The following is a 16,260-nucleotide window of genomic DNA, read 5'->3' as shown; positions in this document are numbered from 1 at the left end:
ATTGCACAGGGTTATTTCCTTTTATATTTTCCCACAAATGCTAAATCTTCCAAAACTGGATGCTCCCCATTCAAATCTATCTGGACGGCTCAAATGTCCATCAGAGTTTTTAGACCCAAATTTTTTAAAGCAAGTCTTAGAATACATCAGAGCGAATCCATCTCAGGAACTTAACCTCAACCAGATTGCTGCCACAGTCGGATTCAGTCCCTATCATTTTGCACGAGCATTTAAAGTTACAACTGGACTATCACCTTATCAATACGTCCTACGGTGTCGCCTGGAACTTGCCCAAAAACTCTTACAGAACCAAAAGCGCGAACTAGCACAGGTAGCCGCAGAAGCGGAATTTGGCAACCAGAGTCACATGACTTCTGTGTTTCAACGAATGCTACACACAACCCCAAAGCGTTATCAGCAAAAAATGAGTAGTATTACGGCTAGTTGTCGGATAGAGAGGTCAGTCATTTAGAAGCTGATGTTGAGTGAGAAATTCGCCAATAAAGAGTATTTTTTGAGATAATTGAGATTGGGAAAATTATTTAAGTAGGTGGGCGAGAAAATTTATCAGTATGTAACGAAATGTTAACGATGAGAATTAGAGTTAAATTTAACACGTTCTGTACTGTAATTTCCTTTTTCTCCCCTAGCTTCAACACCATGAATTACGGCATAAGCAATGGTAGTATTCATCGTCAAATGATTGCCCTGAGAGTTCATCTTTTTTGAGATGTTGCCACTCCAATTCAATGGGATTAATTTCGGAGCAATATTTCGGCAAAAAGAAGATATACAAACCCATGCTCTCCAATTTTGACCATAGCTTTTGTACTTCTTTGCATCGGTGTATTGACCCATTATCTTGAACAATTACGCGAATACGTCCAGTTTTTTCGGCATCTTGGGCTTCTTGCTCCATCATTTGGATATAACCTACATTCCGCAGGTAAGAGAGGAGATCAATGGTATTTTTGATGAATGACACCATCAGTATCAGAAATAAGAGTACAAGATATTGACCACTGTGGGATAGTGGCAGGGATTATTGATCAAATGTGTTTGGTAGAGCAAATCAACCAAATACTGGGAACACATCACCAAGAAATAGTCAGTTCAGGTCAAGCAGTCAAAGCAATGATTCTCAATGGCTTGGGTTTAGTAAGTGCGCCACTATACCTATTTGAGAAGTTCTTTGTAGGCAAAGCCACAGAGCATTTACTAGGGGAAGGTATAAGTCCAGAACACTTGAATGATGACCGCTTGGGCAGAGTCTTGGACAAACTGTATGAAGCGGGATTAACACAAGTATTTGTGACAGTAGCACTGGCAGCAGCCAAGAAGTTTGGGGTGGAAAAGGACAGTTTACACTTGGATTCAAGTTCGTTTCATGTGCATGGAGAATATACCAACAACTCAACAGAAGGTTCAGGCAAGCCAGGAGAGATAACAATCACAAAAGGATACTCAAGAGATCATCGACCAGACCTGAAACAGTTTATTGTAGACCTGATGTGCAGTGGAGACGGGGATATTCCTCTATATCTAAATCTAAGAGTGGCAGATGGGAATGAAGCCGACTCAGCCGTGTTTGCTCAAATCTTGAAAGAATTTCGTCACCAATGGGAAATAGATGCTTTGTTTGTAGCGGATGCAGCACTCTACACCGAAGGCAATCTTAAACAAATGGATTCTTTGCGATGGCTATCACGAGTTCCAGCCACACTGACTACTGCCCAATTACTCTTGGAGAAAATGAGTCAGGAAGCTTTTGTGGATAGCATAGTCACAGGCTACCGAATAGCAGAGTGTTGCTGCGATTATGGTGGAGTCAAACAGCGTTGGCTAGTGGTGGAAAGTGAAGCTCGTGCCGCAGCAGATTTAAAGCAACTGGAAAAACGTCTGACTAAGCACCTCCAACAAGCACAATCTCAACTGCGACAGTTGTCACAACAAGAATTTGCTTGTGCCGCAGACGCGATACAGGCTTCAGGGCGTTTTGAGGCTCAGCAACGCTTTCATGAACTTGCTGAACTAGAAATTATCGAACACAAACGCCATGCCAAATCAGGCAGACCACGTAAAGATGCTCAACCACAACAGTGTTACTATCAAATTCGTGCGACTGTTGTACCTAACGAGCTAGCAATTGCCACTGAAAAACAACGAGCCGGGCGTTTTATTTTGGCTACCAATGTTCTTGATGCTCAACAATTGAGCAATGATGACTTACTCAAGCAGTACAAAGCCCAGCAATCTACTGAGCGTGGTTTTCGTTTTCTCAAAGACCCTTTATTTTTTACCAGCAGTGTTTTTCTCAACTCGAAAGAACGTGTTGCTGCTTTAGCAATGGTCATGGGTCTATGCTTGTTAGTTTACACTTTGGGACAACGGGCGTTACGCCAAGCTCTAGCTCAAGCAAAACAAACCATCAACAATCAATTGGGTAAACCAACTGCCTCTCCTACGATGCGGTGGGTGTTTCAATGTTTCATGTCGATTCATCTGGTAACGATCGCTGGCTTTCAACACATTACCAATCTTACTGACGAACAACGATGGATTCTCCAATTTCTTGGTGCGCCTTGCCGAAAATATTATCTTCTCACCTGATATACCTGCGGAATGTGGGTTGTGCCAGTTGGGTGAGAATTTGGTAGCGTCCACCGATGGTTTGACCCTGCATTAAATTCACCTTTTCTCCCGGATTGAATCATTCACTGATTTTGTTTAATCTTGATTTTTGTCCAAAATCTAAATAGGGAATAAGGAATGGGTAATGGGTAATGGGGAAGATGAGGGGAAACAAGGGACAAGGTGATTTGAGTGAGAATCTTGCAACAAGTCTTTCCCATTGTCCCTTTCTCCTCTTGGCAATTCCCAATTCCCAATTCCCAATTCCCAATTCCCAATTCCCAATTCCCAATTTTTAACTTATGAGTTTGAGTCTGTGCATGATTGTGAAAAACGAAGCCGCAACACTGCCTAAATGCCTGAACAGTGTAAGAATTGTGGTGGATGAAATGGTAGTTTTGGATACAGGCTCAATCGATCGCACTCCCAATATTGCCCAACAACTCGGTGCAAAAGTTCATCATTTTAAATGGTGTAATGACTTCAGTGCTGCCCGTAATGCAGCTTTAAAATATGTCACTGGTGACTGGATTTTGGTCTTAGATGCTGATGAAACTTTGACTCCAGGCATTGTACCGCAGTTGCGAGAGGCGATCACCAGAGATGAATACCTGCTCATTAACCTCGTCCGCCAGGAAGTTGGTGCTGAACAATCTCCCTATTCTTTGGTTTCCAGGCTGTTCCGCAATCATCCAGATATTCGTTTTGACCGTCCTTACCATGCCTTAGTGGATGATAGCGTGTCAGCAATTGTAAATAAAGAACCCCATTGGCAAATAGGTTATTTACCTGGGGTCGCACTTGTACACACAGGATATCAAAAAAGTGCGATCGCTCAAAATAACAAATATGCCAAAGCAGCTACCGCGATGGAAGGGTTTCTTGCTACTCATCCCGATGACCCTTATGTTTGCAGTAAATTAGGGGCATTGTATGTGGAGACGGGGAAAATTACCCAAGGTATGGAGTTGCTCAGACATGGAATCAGCGTTGCTGAAGAAAATTACGATATTTTATATGAACTCCACTATCATTTAGGCATTGCTTACAGTCGCTTGCAAAAATCCCCACAGGCGATTTCTCACTATAAAGCTGCTATCAAATTGCCAATTTATCCCATGCTCAAATTAGGAGCATACAACAACTTGGGTAACTTACTCAAAGCAGCAGGAGATTTCAACGGTGCCAAAACAGCTTACGCCACAACTTTAAAAATTGATCCTAATTTTGTTTTTGGACATTATAATTTGGCGATGACATTTAAGGCTTTGGGTTTATTTACAGATGCGATCGTATATTATCAACATGCAATCACCTTAAATCCCAACTATGCCGAAGCCTATCAAAATTTAGGGGTAGTGTTGCTCAAAGTTGGCAATCATCAAGATAGCTTAACAGCTTTTAGAAAAGCGATCGCCCTTCATGAAAAATATAATCCCGAAGAGGCGAAGAGACTACGCCAAGGGTTACAGGAGATGGAGTTGATGTAGAAGTGAGGGGGAGAAGAAACGCCTGACATCCCCAGTATTTAAGCCATAATACTGAACCCTCTGACCAAACTCCAGTAGTCATCCTATATTGGCAACTGGATTACAAACTCTGTTCCTTGCCCAAGTGTGGAATTTACCTCAATGCTGCCACCGTGTTTTTCAATGATAATTTGAAGTGCGATCGCTAATCCTAAACCTGTTCCTTTACCAACAGGTTTGGTAGTAAATAAGTGATCAAAAATTTTCTGCTTAACTTCTGGGGTCATTCCTACCCCATTATCTTTAATTCGTATCAACACACTCTTCTGGTCTTTGTTTAGCTTGGTACTTAGAGTAATTCGATTAGGATTTAGTTTAATCTCATCTATACTGCGCCCTATATTTGACTCTTCCAAAGCATCAATAGCATTAGCAAGCAGATTCATAAATACCTGACTCAGTTGACCAGGAAAACACCGGACTAACGGGATGTCATCATAATTTTTCACTACTTCAATGGCCGGACGAATATGTGAGGCTTTCAGACGGTGTTTGAGAATCAAAATTGTACTTTCGATAACTTCATAGAGATTGCAAGGAATTGTTGTTTGGGTATCTCCTCTAGAAAAAGTACGCAAACTTATGCTGACATCATAAATACGGTTTATCCCTTCTTGCATCGAAGTAATTACTTTAGGTAAATCCTCACGCACATACTCCAAGTCTACATCTTTAATTTTTTCTGTAATTTCTGCTACAGGTTGAGGATAGTAATGTTGATACAAGCTAATTAAGTTTAATAAGTCTTTTACATATTCACTTGCAGGTTTTAAGTTGCCAATAATAAAGCCAATAGGATTGTTAATTTCATGTGCTATCCCTGATACTAAATTACCTAAAGTAGACATTTTTTCACTCTGCACAAGATGCAATTGCATTTGCTTGAGTTCAGATAGGGAAAATTCTAATTTTTTAGCATAGTCTTGAGCTTGCTGATAAAGTCGAGAATTCTCTAAAGAAATAGCGGCTTGGGATGTGATTAAATTCAATATATTGACGCGCTCTGAGGTAAATGCACCTGCAATCAATTTATTTTCTAAGTACAAAATACCAATAAATTTACCCTGATAGAAAATAGGACTGCACAATATTGATTTTGGCTGATGGTGTTGGATATAAACATTTGATTGATAAAGAGTCTGAGATATGGCATCATTTATCACCAAATTTTCTTGGGTTCTAGCAACATAGTTAACTATAGAAATAGGGATATCTTGGCTTTCTTGAATCGGAGTTGATTGCAGAATAATAGAGGAATTAGCTGTAGTAGTGATTGCTTCTATAAATAATTCATTATCTTTGACTAAAATCAGACAAACCTTTTGGGCAGCAGCGTTTTCGAGAATTATATTTAGAAGAGTATCTAGCAGTTTATCTAAAACTATCTCGCTACTAATTGCTTGTGAAGCCTTTATTACCGTAGCAAAATCCAAGACACCATTGCCGTTACTTATGGTTTGTGAGTAATTTATTTTTGTTGTAGCAATAGTCCTAGTTACATCTATTGCTAACTGCTTAACATTTTGAGTACGAATTATAAAATTAGTATAGCGTTCATCCAAGTCTTGTACTTTCGCGATAGCTCCCCAATGGATATAACCATAATAAGCTTCAGTCATGTACATTTTGGCAATTTTTTCTTTACCTAAACCGATATAAAACTTTGCTGCGAGTTCATTTCCCAAAGCCTCTTCTTGGATATAACCATTTTTTTTAGCTCCAGCAATAGCACAGTCATATAAATCTATTGCCACTTGTAATTTACCCAATACTCTTGCTTTCTCTGCTTCCACTAGTTCATATTTGTGCTGGAAGTTACATGGTGCTTGTTTAGCCCATTTTTTCATTTGCTGCTGATTCGCTGCTACCTGCTTTAAGTATTGCTTTTTCTTCAAAGGTAAAGCTTGTTCAGAAAATGAAATTAAAGCCAAAGAATAATAAAAATTATTAGTAGTATAAATTAATAATCCAACGTTATCAGCATGAGTTTGTTCCGCTATAATTGCATTTTCAATTGCTAGTTCGTACTCCTCAAATAAATAACATAATATAGTTTTAGAACCATAATAAAAACCTTTAAAAGAGTAATTTCTTATTACTTCAGATGCCATTGTTGTTTCATCAAAAGCCTCGCCAATTAAAGCAGTTTTTATCAATGACTTTGCCTGTAAATTTAAAGTCGCCTGTCTAAAAACACTTGTAGCAGATGCTAGAGATTCAAGCTTTAATTTCTGCATCAATTCGACATAGCTCAATATTTTTTTGTCTACCAATTCCAAGTTTTCCCCAGAAAGCAAAGAATGATAGCCTGCAATTACAGCACAATAGCCAGCATTTTCTATATTCCCTAATTCTAATCCACTCTGCATCCCTTCTATAAGTGGTGCTATTGTGTCTTTAATATGCTCTTTATAAAACCTAATTGTGCCATTGTGTACAAAATAAACTGTGGCTTTGAGTGAGTTAGTATTCGTATTTAAAAGTAACTCTATTGCTAGCTTTCCTAATTTATATCCTGTTTCAACTTGGTTAAATTTATCAGATAAAATAGTACCATAAGCTGCATAAGCATAAGCCGAAACAGGTGATTTTCCATATTTTACAGATAATCTCACCATAGCAAATACAGCTAATACAAAAAGAAAAGATCCTGCCTGACTAGCAGCTGGAACAATTTGCAATAATATTTGCATAGCTGCTAGTTTATAGAGGTCAGACATTTCAGGTAACAAAGCTAAGTCTTCTATCGGTTTACCTATTAATGTTAGCTTTGTCTGAACTAAAGCTGACAAAACATTTAATTTTGTAGGTTTATTAGGTAGTATTAATCCTAGCTCTTTGAGAGTTTTTACACCAATTTGTAGAACTTCTGACATCTGATTGTGTGCCATGTAAATTAGCATTTTTATTTCATGTAACTTAACCTTATCTAAGGTACTATTTGCTTGACTCAGTGCAATATCTACTAATTTATGAGCATTCTCAAAATGACCATTTAAATACTCTGCTTCTGTAGTCTCAATATACAAATTTAATGTTAGGTCATAAAATTGGTTCCAACTATCTACTGTTAACAGTTTTAAACCTATATTTAAATACCTCACAGAAGACTCGTAAGCAGTGGCTGCTTTGGCTTTTTTACCAGCTAGAAGATTAAGTTTTGCCAGCTCATATTTTTCAGATTGTTGAGTCAATAAGTCTAATCCCACATTAAGCTGGTTGACAATATCTAAAATATTTTCTACTAACGATTTAGCAGGTGTCTGTTGGAGTAATAACTGACCTATTTTTAAATGAGTTCCTTGTTTATTATTTTCTGGAATCAATGAATAAGCAGCTTGCTGAATGCGATCGTGTAAAAATTTATAACTAATCTGTTTAGAGTCAAAACTTAGTTTAACAGATTCTTCCTGTTCAAAAGCTAAGGGAATACGATAAGCATCACTCAAAGGCAAAATTAACCCACATTGTAATGCAGAATAAAGTTCATTTGCTGTACTTATAATGGATTTTGCACTCACAATAGACAGTATGTCTAGAGAAAATCTATTGCCAACACAAGCTGCTAGTTTTAAGATTTCTTGTGTGGCTGGTGAAAGGTTTTTAATTCTGCTGGCAATCAGTTCTACTATACTCTTATCAGTAATACCAATCGCTTGGATTTTTTCTATATCCCACTGCCATAAAGCAGTTTTAAAGTTGAACTTAAATAAATTCTCTTGATAAAGTACTAGTAATAACTGTGTTAGAAAAAATGGATTTCCTCCTGTTTTATTGTAAAGTAAATCTACTAATGATTTTATGAATTTTGAATTTTGATGTAATGTATCAGAGATTAAGTGATTAAAGTCTTCAAAAGAAAGAGGCTGCAAAACAATATTGTTAACAACAGTGGTATTTTGATTAATTTCTTCTATTATTCCAACTAAGGGATGTGTAATGCTAACTTCATTATCTCGATAAGCTCCAATCAAGAGTAAATATTTGGTATTATGGTCAGTAATTAGCAGTTTGATTAACTTTAAAGTAGCTGAATCTGCCCATTGTAAGTCATCCAAAAAGATAACTAAGGGGTGTTTTTTTTTGGCGAAGACGTGGATAAACTCACTAAAAACACGGTTGAAGCGATTTTGTGATTCTACCGCACTCAGTTGAACTACTTCTGGTTGTTTCCCTATAATTAATTCAACTTCAGGAATTACATCAATGATGACTTGTCCATGTAATTTAACAGCGGCTAAGATTTCACTACGCCATATTTCAAGTTTAGGAGTGTTTTCTGTAAGCAACTGCCGCATTAATGAACTCAAAGCTTGAATCAGTGATGCATAGGGAATATTGCGTTGGAATTGGTCAAATTTACCACTAATAAAAAAGCCTTTGGCACGAGTGATAGGTTTATTAACTTCATTGACTACAGAGGATTTACCAATTCCTGAATAGCCAGAAACTAATATAAGTTCACGGCTTCCTTGACTGACTCGCTCAAAAGCCTCTAAGAGTGAGTTCACTTGAGTTTCTCTGCCATAAAGCTTTTGAGGAATGAGCAACTGACTCAAAACATCTAAACGACCAGGTGTGAAATCACTGATTTCACCTGTTGCTTCTAACTGCTCTTGACAGATTTCCAAGTCTGCCAATAGTCCTTTAGCTGTTTGGTAGCGATCTTCAGCATTTTTCGCCATTAGTTTATTGACAATAGACGAAATGGTAGTCGGTATTTCTGGGTTTAATGTTTCAATCTCTGTAGGTTGTTTAGCAATATGACAGTAAACTAGCTCTAATGGGTCATAACTTTGAAAAGGTAATTGTCCGGTAAGTATTTCATAGAAGGTAACTCCAAGAGAATAAAAGTCACTCCGATAGTCAAGGGTACGGTTCATTCTACCGGTTTGTTCAGGTGATATATAAATTAAGGTACCTTCTAGTTGGTTAGGGTTAGCTAGTTGGGTTGTTTCTTTATCGAGGCGTGAGGCAATACTAAAGTCGGTAAGCTTTACAATCCCAGTTTCTGGATTGATGATAATGTTGGCAGGTTTAATATCTTTATGAATGATCTGGCAAGTGTGTACAGATACTAAAGCTTGTGTCAGTTGAATTGCAATCCTAATAAAACTCTTTAACTCTTGTTTGCCTTTAACCAGTAGTTGTTTAAGGGAGTATCCATTAAAGTCTTCAAATACGATCGCTAAACGATTTTCGTGAGTTTCTAGTCTTAATACTTTGACAACACCTTCTAAATCCAAGTTTTCTGTAATTTTGTATTCATGCTTCAGACAAGCGATCGCATCTATGGAAGGATAATCTGCTTTAAGGATTTTCAGGATTACAGGTTGTTTGTCTAATTGTGATATAGCCCGATAAATAATAGTATCATCTCCCTCATGGAGCATTTCATTGAGGTCATACCCTAAAATTGAAATTGAGCTAGATGTGAGCATTGCCATTACCCTCGTTAGTAAACACAAAATTGTGTATATTGTATGATTCCCAATTTTGCTATTGTTTTATCAAATAGATATTTTTATCAGAAGACACAGTAAACTTTTTATCATTGTCAAAAACAAAAACTTATGCAACAAGAAAGAGTTGCCATAAGCTAAGTACACAACAGGTACAAAAGTAGCCTTGTTCTCTAATCAAATTACGGGTGCAAGGTCTTGCACTTCTTCTCCATATAACTTTATGTAATTACAGATATCTCTGTGAATGGTTTCGAGAGTGCGTAAATGCTCTTAGCAGCTATGTCGTAGGCATCGCTGTTTTCAAACATCAGCCAATCTTTCCGGCAAAATAAGCTTTGGAGATAATTATTGTTAATAACATATTAGAGAAAATATAAAAGAGGCTAATTATGTTGTTGATTGAGGCATAAACTCAATATTTTGATACTACCGAAATTCTATTTCATTTGTAAAAATTGAAATATCCATATTCCAGACTTCTTAGAAAAATCGGGAATATAGTTTTTCATTAATAATTAGGGGCTGTTACATTTTTAAGTTTTCTGGTAGAGAAATGTTTATCAAATTTGGGTAAGTATTGTCTAATTAAATCCTTATCTATTGTTGGGCATTCAATATCAGTACCCTTGATAGCCTGAAGGACATTCTCTGTTTTGAATTTGGGAGTACGATGGTGTACCTCTAAAATAGTGCTACGGTCTTGATATACTTTCTCTTGGAAGAACGAGATGAGTGGATACAAGGGATTCGCAGACGACATAGTAGAAAGCGCACTCAACCAATTTTTTGGTGAAATCTTTTGTAGAGGATAACCCAACTCGTGAATATACTCAAATATCTCTAAATGGCTTAATTCCTGTTCAGGAGGTACAAGGAGATTGTACTTACCACCTGTGTATTTTGCATCCAACGAAAGATGGGCGATGACAGCAGCAACATAGTCTACAGGTACCGGAGTCCAACGTTTTTCAGGAAAATCGGGATAGATTCCCATCTGAATGCAACCGTTGACAAAGCGATAGAACATATCATTAAGATTAGCAACTCCAGTTTGTCTGTGTCCAGAAATAAAACCAGGACGGTAAATAGAAACTGCCAATCCTTTTTCTTGAGCCGATTGTAACATACGTTCTGCAACCCATTTTGACCGTACATATCCATATTCTACAGACATAATCACTTCACACAGATCAACGTCAAAGTCCTCTGCAACTTCATTAATACCTAGCAATGAGGTTAATGAACCATAAACAGCTAGAGTAGATATGTAATGCAGAGTTTTGTGACGACGATGTGCTGCTAAAGTAAGAATATTCGCAGTCCCATCTACATTGGATTTTTTAATTAGCGAATAAGGTTTGATGTAATTAGTATCAGCAGCTACATGATAAATTTGATCAACTTCCTCACCCAGCTTGTCAAATAACATTGTTGGTAGTTGCAACTGTGGTTGTTGAATATCGCCAACAATTACATGGACTTGCGCCAATTTTGTTATTGGTAGCTGATATTGAATAAAGGTTGCACGCAGCCTTGTCATTGCATCTGCATCATTTTCTGCTCTTACCAAGCAATAAATTTGGCGATAGCTGCCTTTTGTGAGCAGTTCATAGAGCAAGTGTGCCCCTAGAAAACCTGTTGTACCTGTAATTAATGCACAGTCATATTTAACTTGTGGTGGTTGGTGCCAAATAGAGGTATTCAAATCTGGAGAAAGTCTGGCTTCTGCTTGTAAGTCAATATATCTATCATTAGCCGCACTTTCGCTTTTGAGTTGAAACTGTTCTAACAATTGTGCTAAACCCGATGGTGTAGGATATTCATAAATTAAGCGAGAAGGAAGGGTGACAACAAAATCGCGATCGAGTGCATACAAGACATGAGCTATGCACAGTGAACTGCCACCTACCTCAAAGAAATTCGTGTGAGGTTTGCAAGTTCCAGTAGGTAACTCTAAAGCTTCATCAAAAACTGCCGCTATTTTGAGAGAGCTATCCATCGTATCAGTCAGGAAAGAGGGGGTTTCTGGCAGTTCTGGTAAGGCATTTCGGTCTAATTTACTGCGATTAGGTAACAAAGGCAATTCGTCCATGAAGACAAAACGCGTAGGCACCATGTAATCTGGTAGTTGTTCAGCGGCAAAACGTTGCAGGTGCTTTTCTGTTAGAAACTGTCCGAGTTTAGGAATAATATATGCAACAAGCATGGATATGCCATAATTTTCTGGCATATCACTATTTTCTATTCGTGCAGTTCTAGTTGCTTTGACTACGTTTGTTTGTACCCCAGGATGCTGGGCAAGTATCATTTCGATTGCTTCTAGTTCTATACGCTTGCCCCGAATTTTTACCTGATGGTCGGATCTGCCAGCATAGTGTATTAGCCCAGGTTCATGCTGATCTTTGTAAACAATATCACCAGTTTTATATATTTTGCCCAAACCAAAAGGGTTGTCTAAAAAACGAGTATTTGTAATCTCAGGTTTATCTAAATAGCCTTCGCCTACCCCGATACCACCTACATATAACTCGCCCTTTTCACCACGATTACAAAGCTTAAGTTCTTCATCCAAAACGTAGAGTTCTACATTTGGTAGTGCATAACCAATAGGCAGACTGATATCCTGTTGCTTAAATTCGTAAATTGTGCAACAAACTGTTATTTCTGTTGGCCCATAGGCATTAAAAAAGCGAATATGGGGTGAAACCCATGCTTTGGCAAGTGATATGGGACAAGCTTCACCACCTACCACCACCATTTGTAAATCAGGCAACTGGTAGTAAAAAGGTGTGAGCTTTGCGAGTACAGAGGGAGGTAACATAACCCATTGCACCTGCTGTCCAGCTATAAAGTTTGCTAATAGTTGCCCAGGAAGCATTTGCTCTCTTGCACCCAGTACTAAAGTTGCCCCACTGCATAATGCTGTGACTAATTCCCACACTGCTGCATCAAAGCTGATGGAGGCAAACTGAAGTAAACGCAAGCCTGGTTTGATATTAAAAGTATTACAGCTAGCCTGAGCAAGATTTAGTAAACCTTGATGTTTAAGCATTACTCCTTTAGGTATGCCTGTTGAGCCAGAAGTATAAATAATATAAGCTAGCTGCTCAGGCTCTACTATTGAAGGTAATGCAGAGGATATAGTTGATGCTTGCCAGACAGTAGGGGTGTCTAAAAAACACATTTGCCCATTCAAACCACTTTGCCGCATCGCTGGCTCAATATCAAAAGCAAACTTTTGCTGTGTCAGAATCGTGGTTAATTTAGCATCCGCAATCATGTAACTAAGTCGCTGGCGGGGTAAATCTGGGTCAAGGGGAACAAAAGCTGCACCTGCTTTCAAAATGGCATAGATAGCAATAACCATTTCAAAAGAAGGTTCTATGCACAGTCCAACGAAACTATTAGGTTTTAGGAAACCCTGTGCTATTAAATATTGAGATAACTGTTCTGCCCTCTGTTGTAATTCTCCGTAAGTCAACTGTTGATTGTCTAGAATTACTGCTAGCTCATCATGATACTTTTGAGAGTTAAATTCGATTAAAGAAACAACTGTTTTATGGACTTGGATGCTTTGAGTATTCATTTAATTTTATGTATACACTTGAGCGGAATAAAGGTGAATTTGAGGTAGATAAAATAGCACTGATAATCATAAACTTTCAATGCAAAGCTGTGGAAACATTGATGATGTTCACAACAGTTATTTTCACGCAGTTAATTGATAATTAGAGATGCTACATAGCAGTCTTAAATCATTTATAAAAATAATTTGACCGCAGAGAGCAGAGAATGCAGAGAAAGAAATGTGAGATTTTCACAACTCATTTAGGATTGTTATAGCAATCCTATTTCACTTGTGAAAAATATTTTTTGACGAACTAGCCGCATAATTAAAAGCAAAGGCTACAGACTCTGGCCCCCTCAGCACCCTAGCACCCTAGACCAAAAAACTATAATTCTTGCAAAACAAGAGTTTCAGGAAAAATAGATAATTTTAGCCATAATATTAGAAAATAAAGCTCAAACTTGAGTTTATTTATGTCTATTGTTTAAGAGGTTGCTGAGATTTTTATTCGACCATAGTGGTGGACAATTTATAGCATATAGAGGCAGCAAGATGCTTCTCTTTTAACGAAGTCATTACCTAAAACTAGAGTATGTTCAAAGGAGAGCAAAGATAAGACTAACAAGCACATTATGATTTCTATATTAAAAGGTTAGTTCAATAATTAATAACTCTAAATTCATCTGGCTCATGAAAAAACGAAATGATTGTTTTTGATGTAGGCTGTAAATATATCATGCAAAGTTTATTGGAGAAAATTTGAGTTCCTTACTCATTATTGTGACAAACTTTTTTTAAAACATCTAGGGATGAATTCAAATCTTTAAGTTCATTAAATAAATACAATGAATATATATGGAAAAATATTTAAATGTAAAGGTAAAATGAATTTTCAATTCTTGCTTATTAAATAAGGGTTTTAGTGAGTATTTGATAACTAATTTAATTTGCCTAAGTATTTCTTCTTTAAGAAAATAAATATTTGAATTTAAAAATCTTCAGCATTTCTACGCAAATATCAAAAAATAGTGAACAGTCTTGAATTTGGTATTGCCTTTCTGGAAACTTGTCGGTAAATCTTCCAGGAATGAAATACCATTGGCGAATTCCCAAAACACCTAAACTGAACCGATTAGTTTAGTAATGAAGCGATTGAGAGCTTTCTGAGCAGTTTTATACCCAGGTGCAAGATTCTCTAACTTCAGTTCAGATAAAATATAGTCACGTAAAATTTATGGAAAAATATATACATGCAACTATAGATTTAAGCAAATCATTATTTTATGAATGAAGATACAAAGTTCTTTCTTATATTTGGTTCAATATTAGGCGGTGTTGGCAGTATAATTGCCGTTACGGGCATCATGATTGCATTAAATACTCGTTCCTTTATTACCTCAGCAATACCAGCACAAGGGACAGTAATTGATTTGGTGCAACGTTCATCAACTGATAGAAAAGGTCGTTCTTCTTATGCCTACTATCCAGTAATAAAATTTACCGCTCGTTCTGGGGAAGCTACGGTTTTTGAATCAAATTCAGGCAGCAACCCACCAGAATTTGCTAAAGGTCAGCAGGTAGAAATATTATACAGTCCTGAAAAGACAAATTCTGCCATGATAAAATCTTGGCTAAGTTTATGGTTTTTACCTGTTATGTTAACTGGCTTAGGATCAATTTTTGCCTTGGTTGGAGGAGTTGTACTCATCAAGTCCTTTCGGCGTTTGATAAGTTCTAAGTAAAAGTTTTTGGGAACTAATTTGAGGCTTGAAAATAAACTCCACCAGTTCTGAGTTGAAAAGGTGGAGTAAGAAATTGAAGAGTTGATAAGTTCTCCTCACAAATGACAAATGACAACTAAATACGTGACTTGACAAATTTCTCTAACCTATCCATTCCCTTTTCAATGGTTGCCATATCTGTGGCGTAGGAAAGGCGAATGTTGTCATCAGCGCCAAAAGCAATTCCAGGAATGACTGCAACTTGATGTTTTTCTAGCAAAGCGTCACAAAATTCTAGGGATTTTAGACCGGTTTTGCTGATATCAGGGAACAGATAAAATGCACCATCTGGTTTTGCAGTACTCAATCCGGGAATAGCGTTGAGTCTGTCTAGCATTACCTGTCGGCGTTTGGCGAAGGCTTGGCGCATTTCTTCAACACAATCTTGAGAACTTTCCAAAGCCGCGATCGCACCATATTGAGCAAAGGTACACACGTTAGATGTACTATGCCCTTGGATGGTACTTGCTGCTTTAATAATTTCCACTGGCCCCGCTAAATAGCCGAGTCTCCAACCAGTCATAGAATAAGCTTTCGCAAACCCATTACTGATCAAAGTGCGGTCAAAAATTTCCTTGCCAAGAGAACCGATGCTGATATGTTCTGCACCATCGTAGAGAATCTTTTCGTAAATCTCATCAGAGACGACAAAGATATCTGCATCAACTACTACCTGCGCCAGTGCTTTGATTTCGTCTGGCGTGTAAACCATCCCTGTGGGATTAGATGGAGAGTTGAGGATAAATAACTTTGTCTTGGGGGTGATTGCTTTACGGAGTTGTTCGGGAGTAATTTTATAACCCGTTGTGGCATCTGTGGGTACAATTACTGAAACTCCACCGACTAAAGTCACCATTTCGGGATAACTTAGCCAGTAGGGTGCAGGGATAATTACCTCATCACCTGGATCGATTAGCGCCACCATTAAGTTGTACAGAGAATGCTTACCGCCATTAGTGACGATGACATTTTCCGACTTGTAATCAAGACCGTTATCATTTTTGAGCTTATGGGCGATCGCTTCCCTTAACTTTGGTTCTCCGGCTGCTGCACCATACTTGGTTTTGCCTTCATCCAAAGCTTTAACTGCTGCGGCTTTAATATGCGCTGGGGTATCAAAATCTGGTTCTCCAGCGCTAAAACTACAAACATCTATTCCTTCCGCCTTCAGTGCCTTAGCCTTGGCTGCGATCGCTAAGGTTAATGAAGGTGTTACCTGACTTACTCTTGCTGCCAGCTTCATTCTTACTATATTTTGGCAAATCTTTCACTTATCTAAGGATATC

The 16,260-nt window shown here is 37.8% G+C and carries 8 protein-coding genes; 4 read left to right on the top strand and 4 right to left on the bottom strand.

All coding sequences use genetic code 11. From position 1 onward, the window contains the following. Positions 1–37: 37 nt before the first annotated feature. A complete protein-coding gene (locus tag FBB35_RS06765; protein WP_174709024.1) occupies positions 38–472 on the top strand; it encodes a helix-turn-helix domain-containing protein in 435 nt (144 codons plus the stop codon). Positions 473–652: 180 nt separating this feature from the next. Here FBB35_RS06765 and FBB35_RS06760 read toward each other — a convergent pair whose 3' ends face one another. Further along, positions 653–988, bottom strand: a complete 336-nt coding sequence (locus FBB35_RS06760; RefSeq protein WP_174709023.1) for a transposase — start codon at positions 986–988, stop codon at positions 653–655. On the opposite strand from FBB35_RS06760, the gene FBB35_RS06755 reads away from it, so the two are divergent. Both FBB35_RS06755 and FBB35_RS06750 read left to right on the top strand, forming a co-directional pair. Then, entirely contained in the window at positions 979–2,610 is a 1,632-nt protein-coding gene (locus FBB35_RS06755) for an IS1634 family transposase (RefSeq protein ID WP_174709022.1), read from the top strand. The genes FBB35_RS06760 and FBB35_RS06755 overlap by 10 nt on opposite strands. Before the next feature lie 341 nt (positions 2,611–2,951). Continuing rightward, positions 2,952–4,121: a tetratricopeptide repeat protein gene (locus FBB35_RS06750; RefSeq protein ID WP_174713544.1), complete on the top strand. Its 1,170-nt coding sequence runs from the start codon at positions 2,952–2,954 to the stop codon at positions 4,119–4,121. Positions 4,122–4,204: 83 nt separating this feature from the next. Here the strand turns inward: FBB35_RS06750 and FBB35_RS06745 are convergent, their stop codons facing one another. Both FBB35_RS06745 and FBB35_RS06740 read right to left on the bottom strand, forming a co-directional pair. Next, complete coding sequence (locus tag FBB35_RS06745; RefSeq protein ID WP_174709021.1) at positions 4,205–9,601, bottom strand: ATP-binding sensor histidine kinase; 5,397 nt, start codon at positions 9,599–9,601, stop codon at positions 4,205–4,207. Positions 9,602–10,133: 532 nt separating this feature from the next. Continuing rightward, positions 10,134–13,211 (bottom strand): amino acid adenylation domain-containing protein, encoded by a 3,078-nt coding sequence (locus tag FBB35_RS06740; protein WP_174709020.1) that lies wholly within the window; start codon positions 13,209–13,211, stop codon positions 10,134–10,136. A 1,265-nt stretch (positions 13,212–14,476) separates the two neighbouring features. On the opposite strand from FBB35_RS06740, the gene FBB35_RS06735 reads away from it, so the two are divergent. Further along, the gene (locus FBB35_RS06735; RefSeq protein WP_174709019.1) at positions 14,477–14,935 is read left to right on the top strand and encodes a DUF3592 domain-containing protein; all 459 of its coding nucleotides are present in this window, start codon (positions 14,477–14,479) and stop codon (positions 14,933–14,935) included. A 115-nt stretch (positions 14,936–15,050) separates the two neighbouring features. On the opposite strand, the gene FBB35_RS06730 is transcribed toward FBB35_RS06735, so the two are convergent. After that, positions 15,051–16,217 carry a pyridoxal phosphate-dependent aminotransferase gene (locus FBB35_RS06730; protein WP_174709018.1) on the bottom strand — a complete coding sequence of 389 codons (1,167 nt, stop codon included), beginning with the start codon at positions 16,215–16,217 and terminating at the stop codon, positions 15,051–15,053. Between the last annotated feature and the right edge of the window lie 43 nt (positions 16,218–16,260).

It is taken from the genome of Nostoc sp. TCL240-02, from assembly GCF_013343235.1.
Lineage (GTDB): Bacteria > Cyanobacteriota > Cyanobacteriia > Cyanobacteriales > Nostocaceae > Nostoc.
This window is presented reverse-complemented; position numbering and strand designations above follow the sequence as displayed.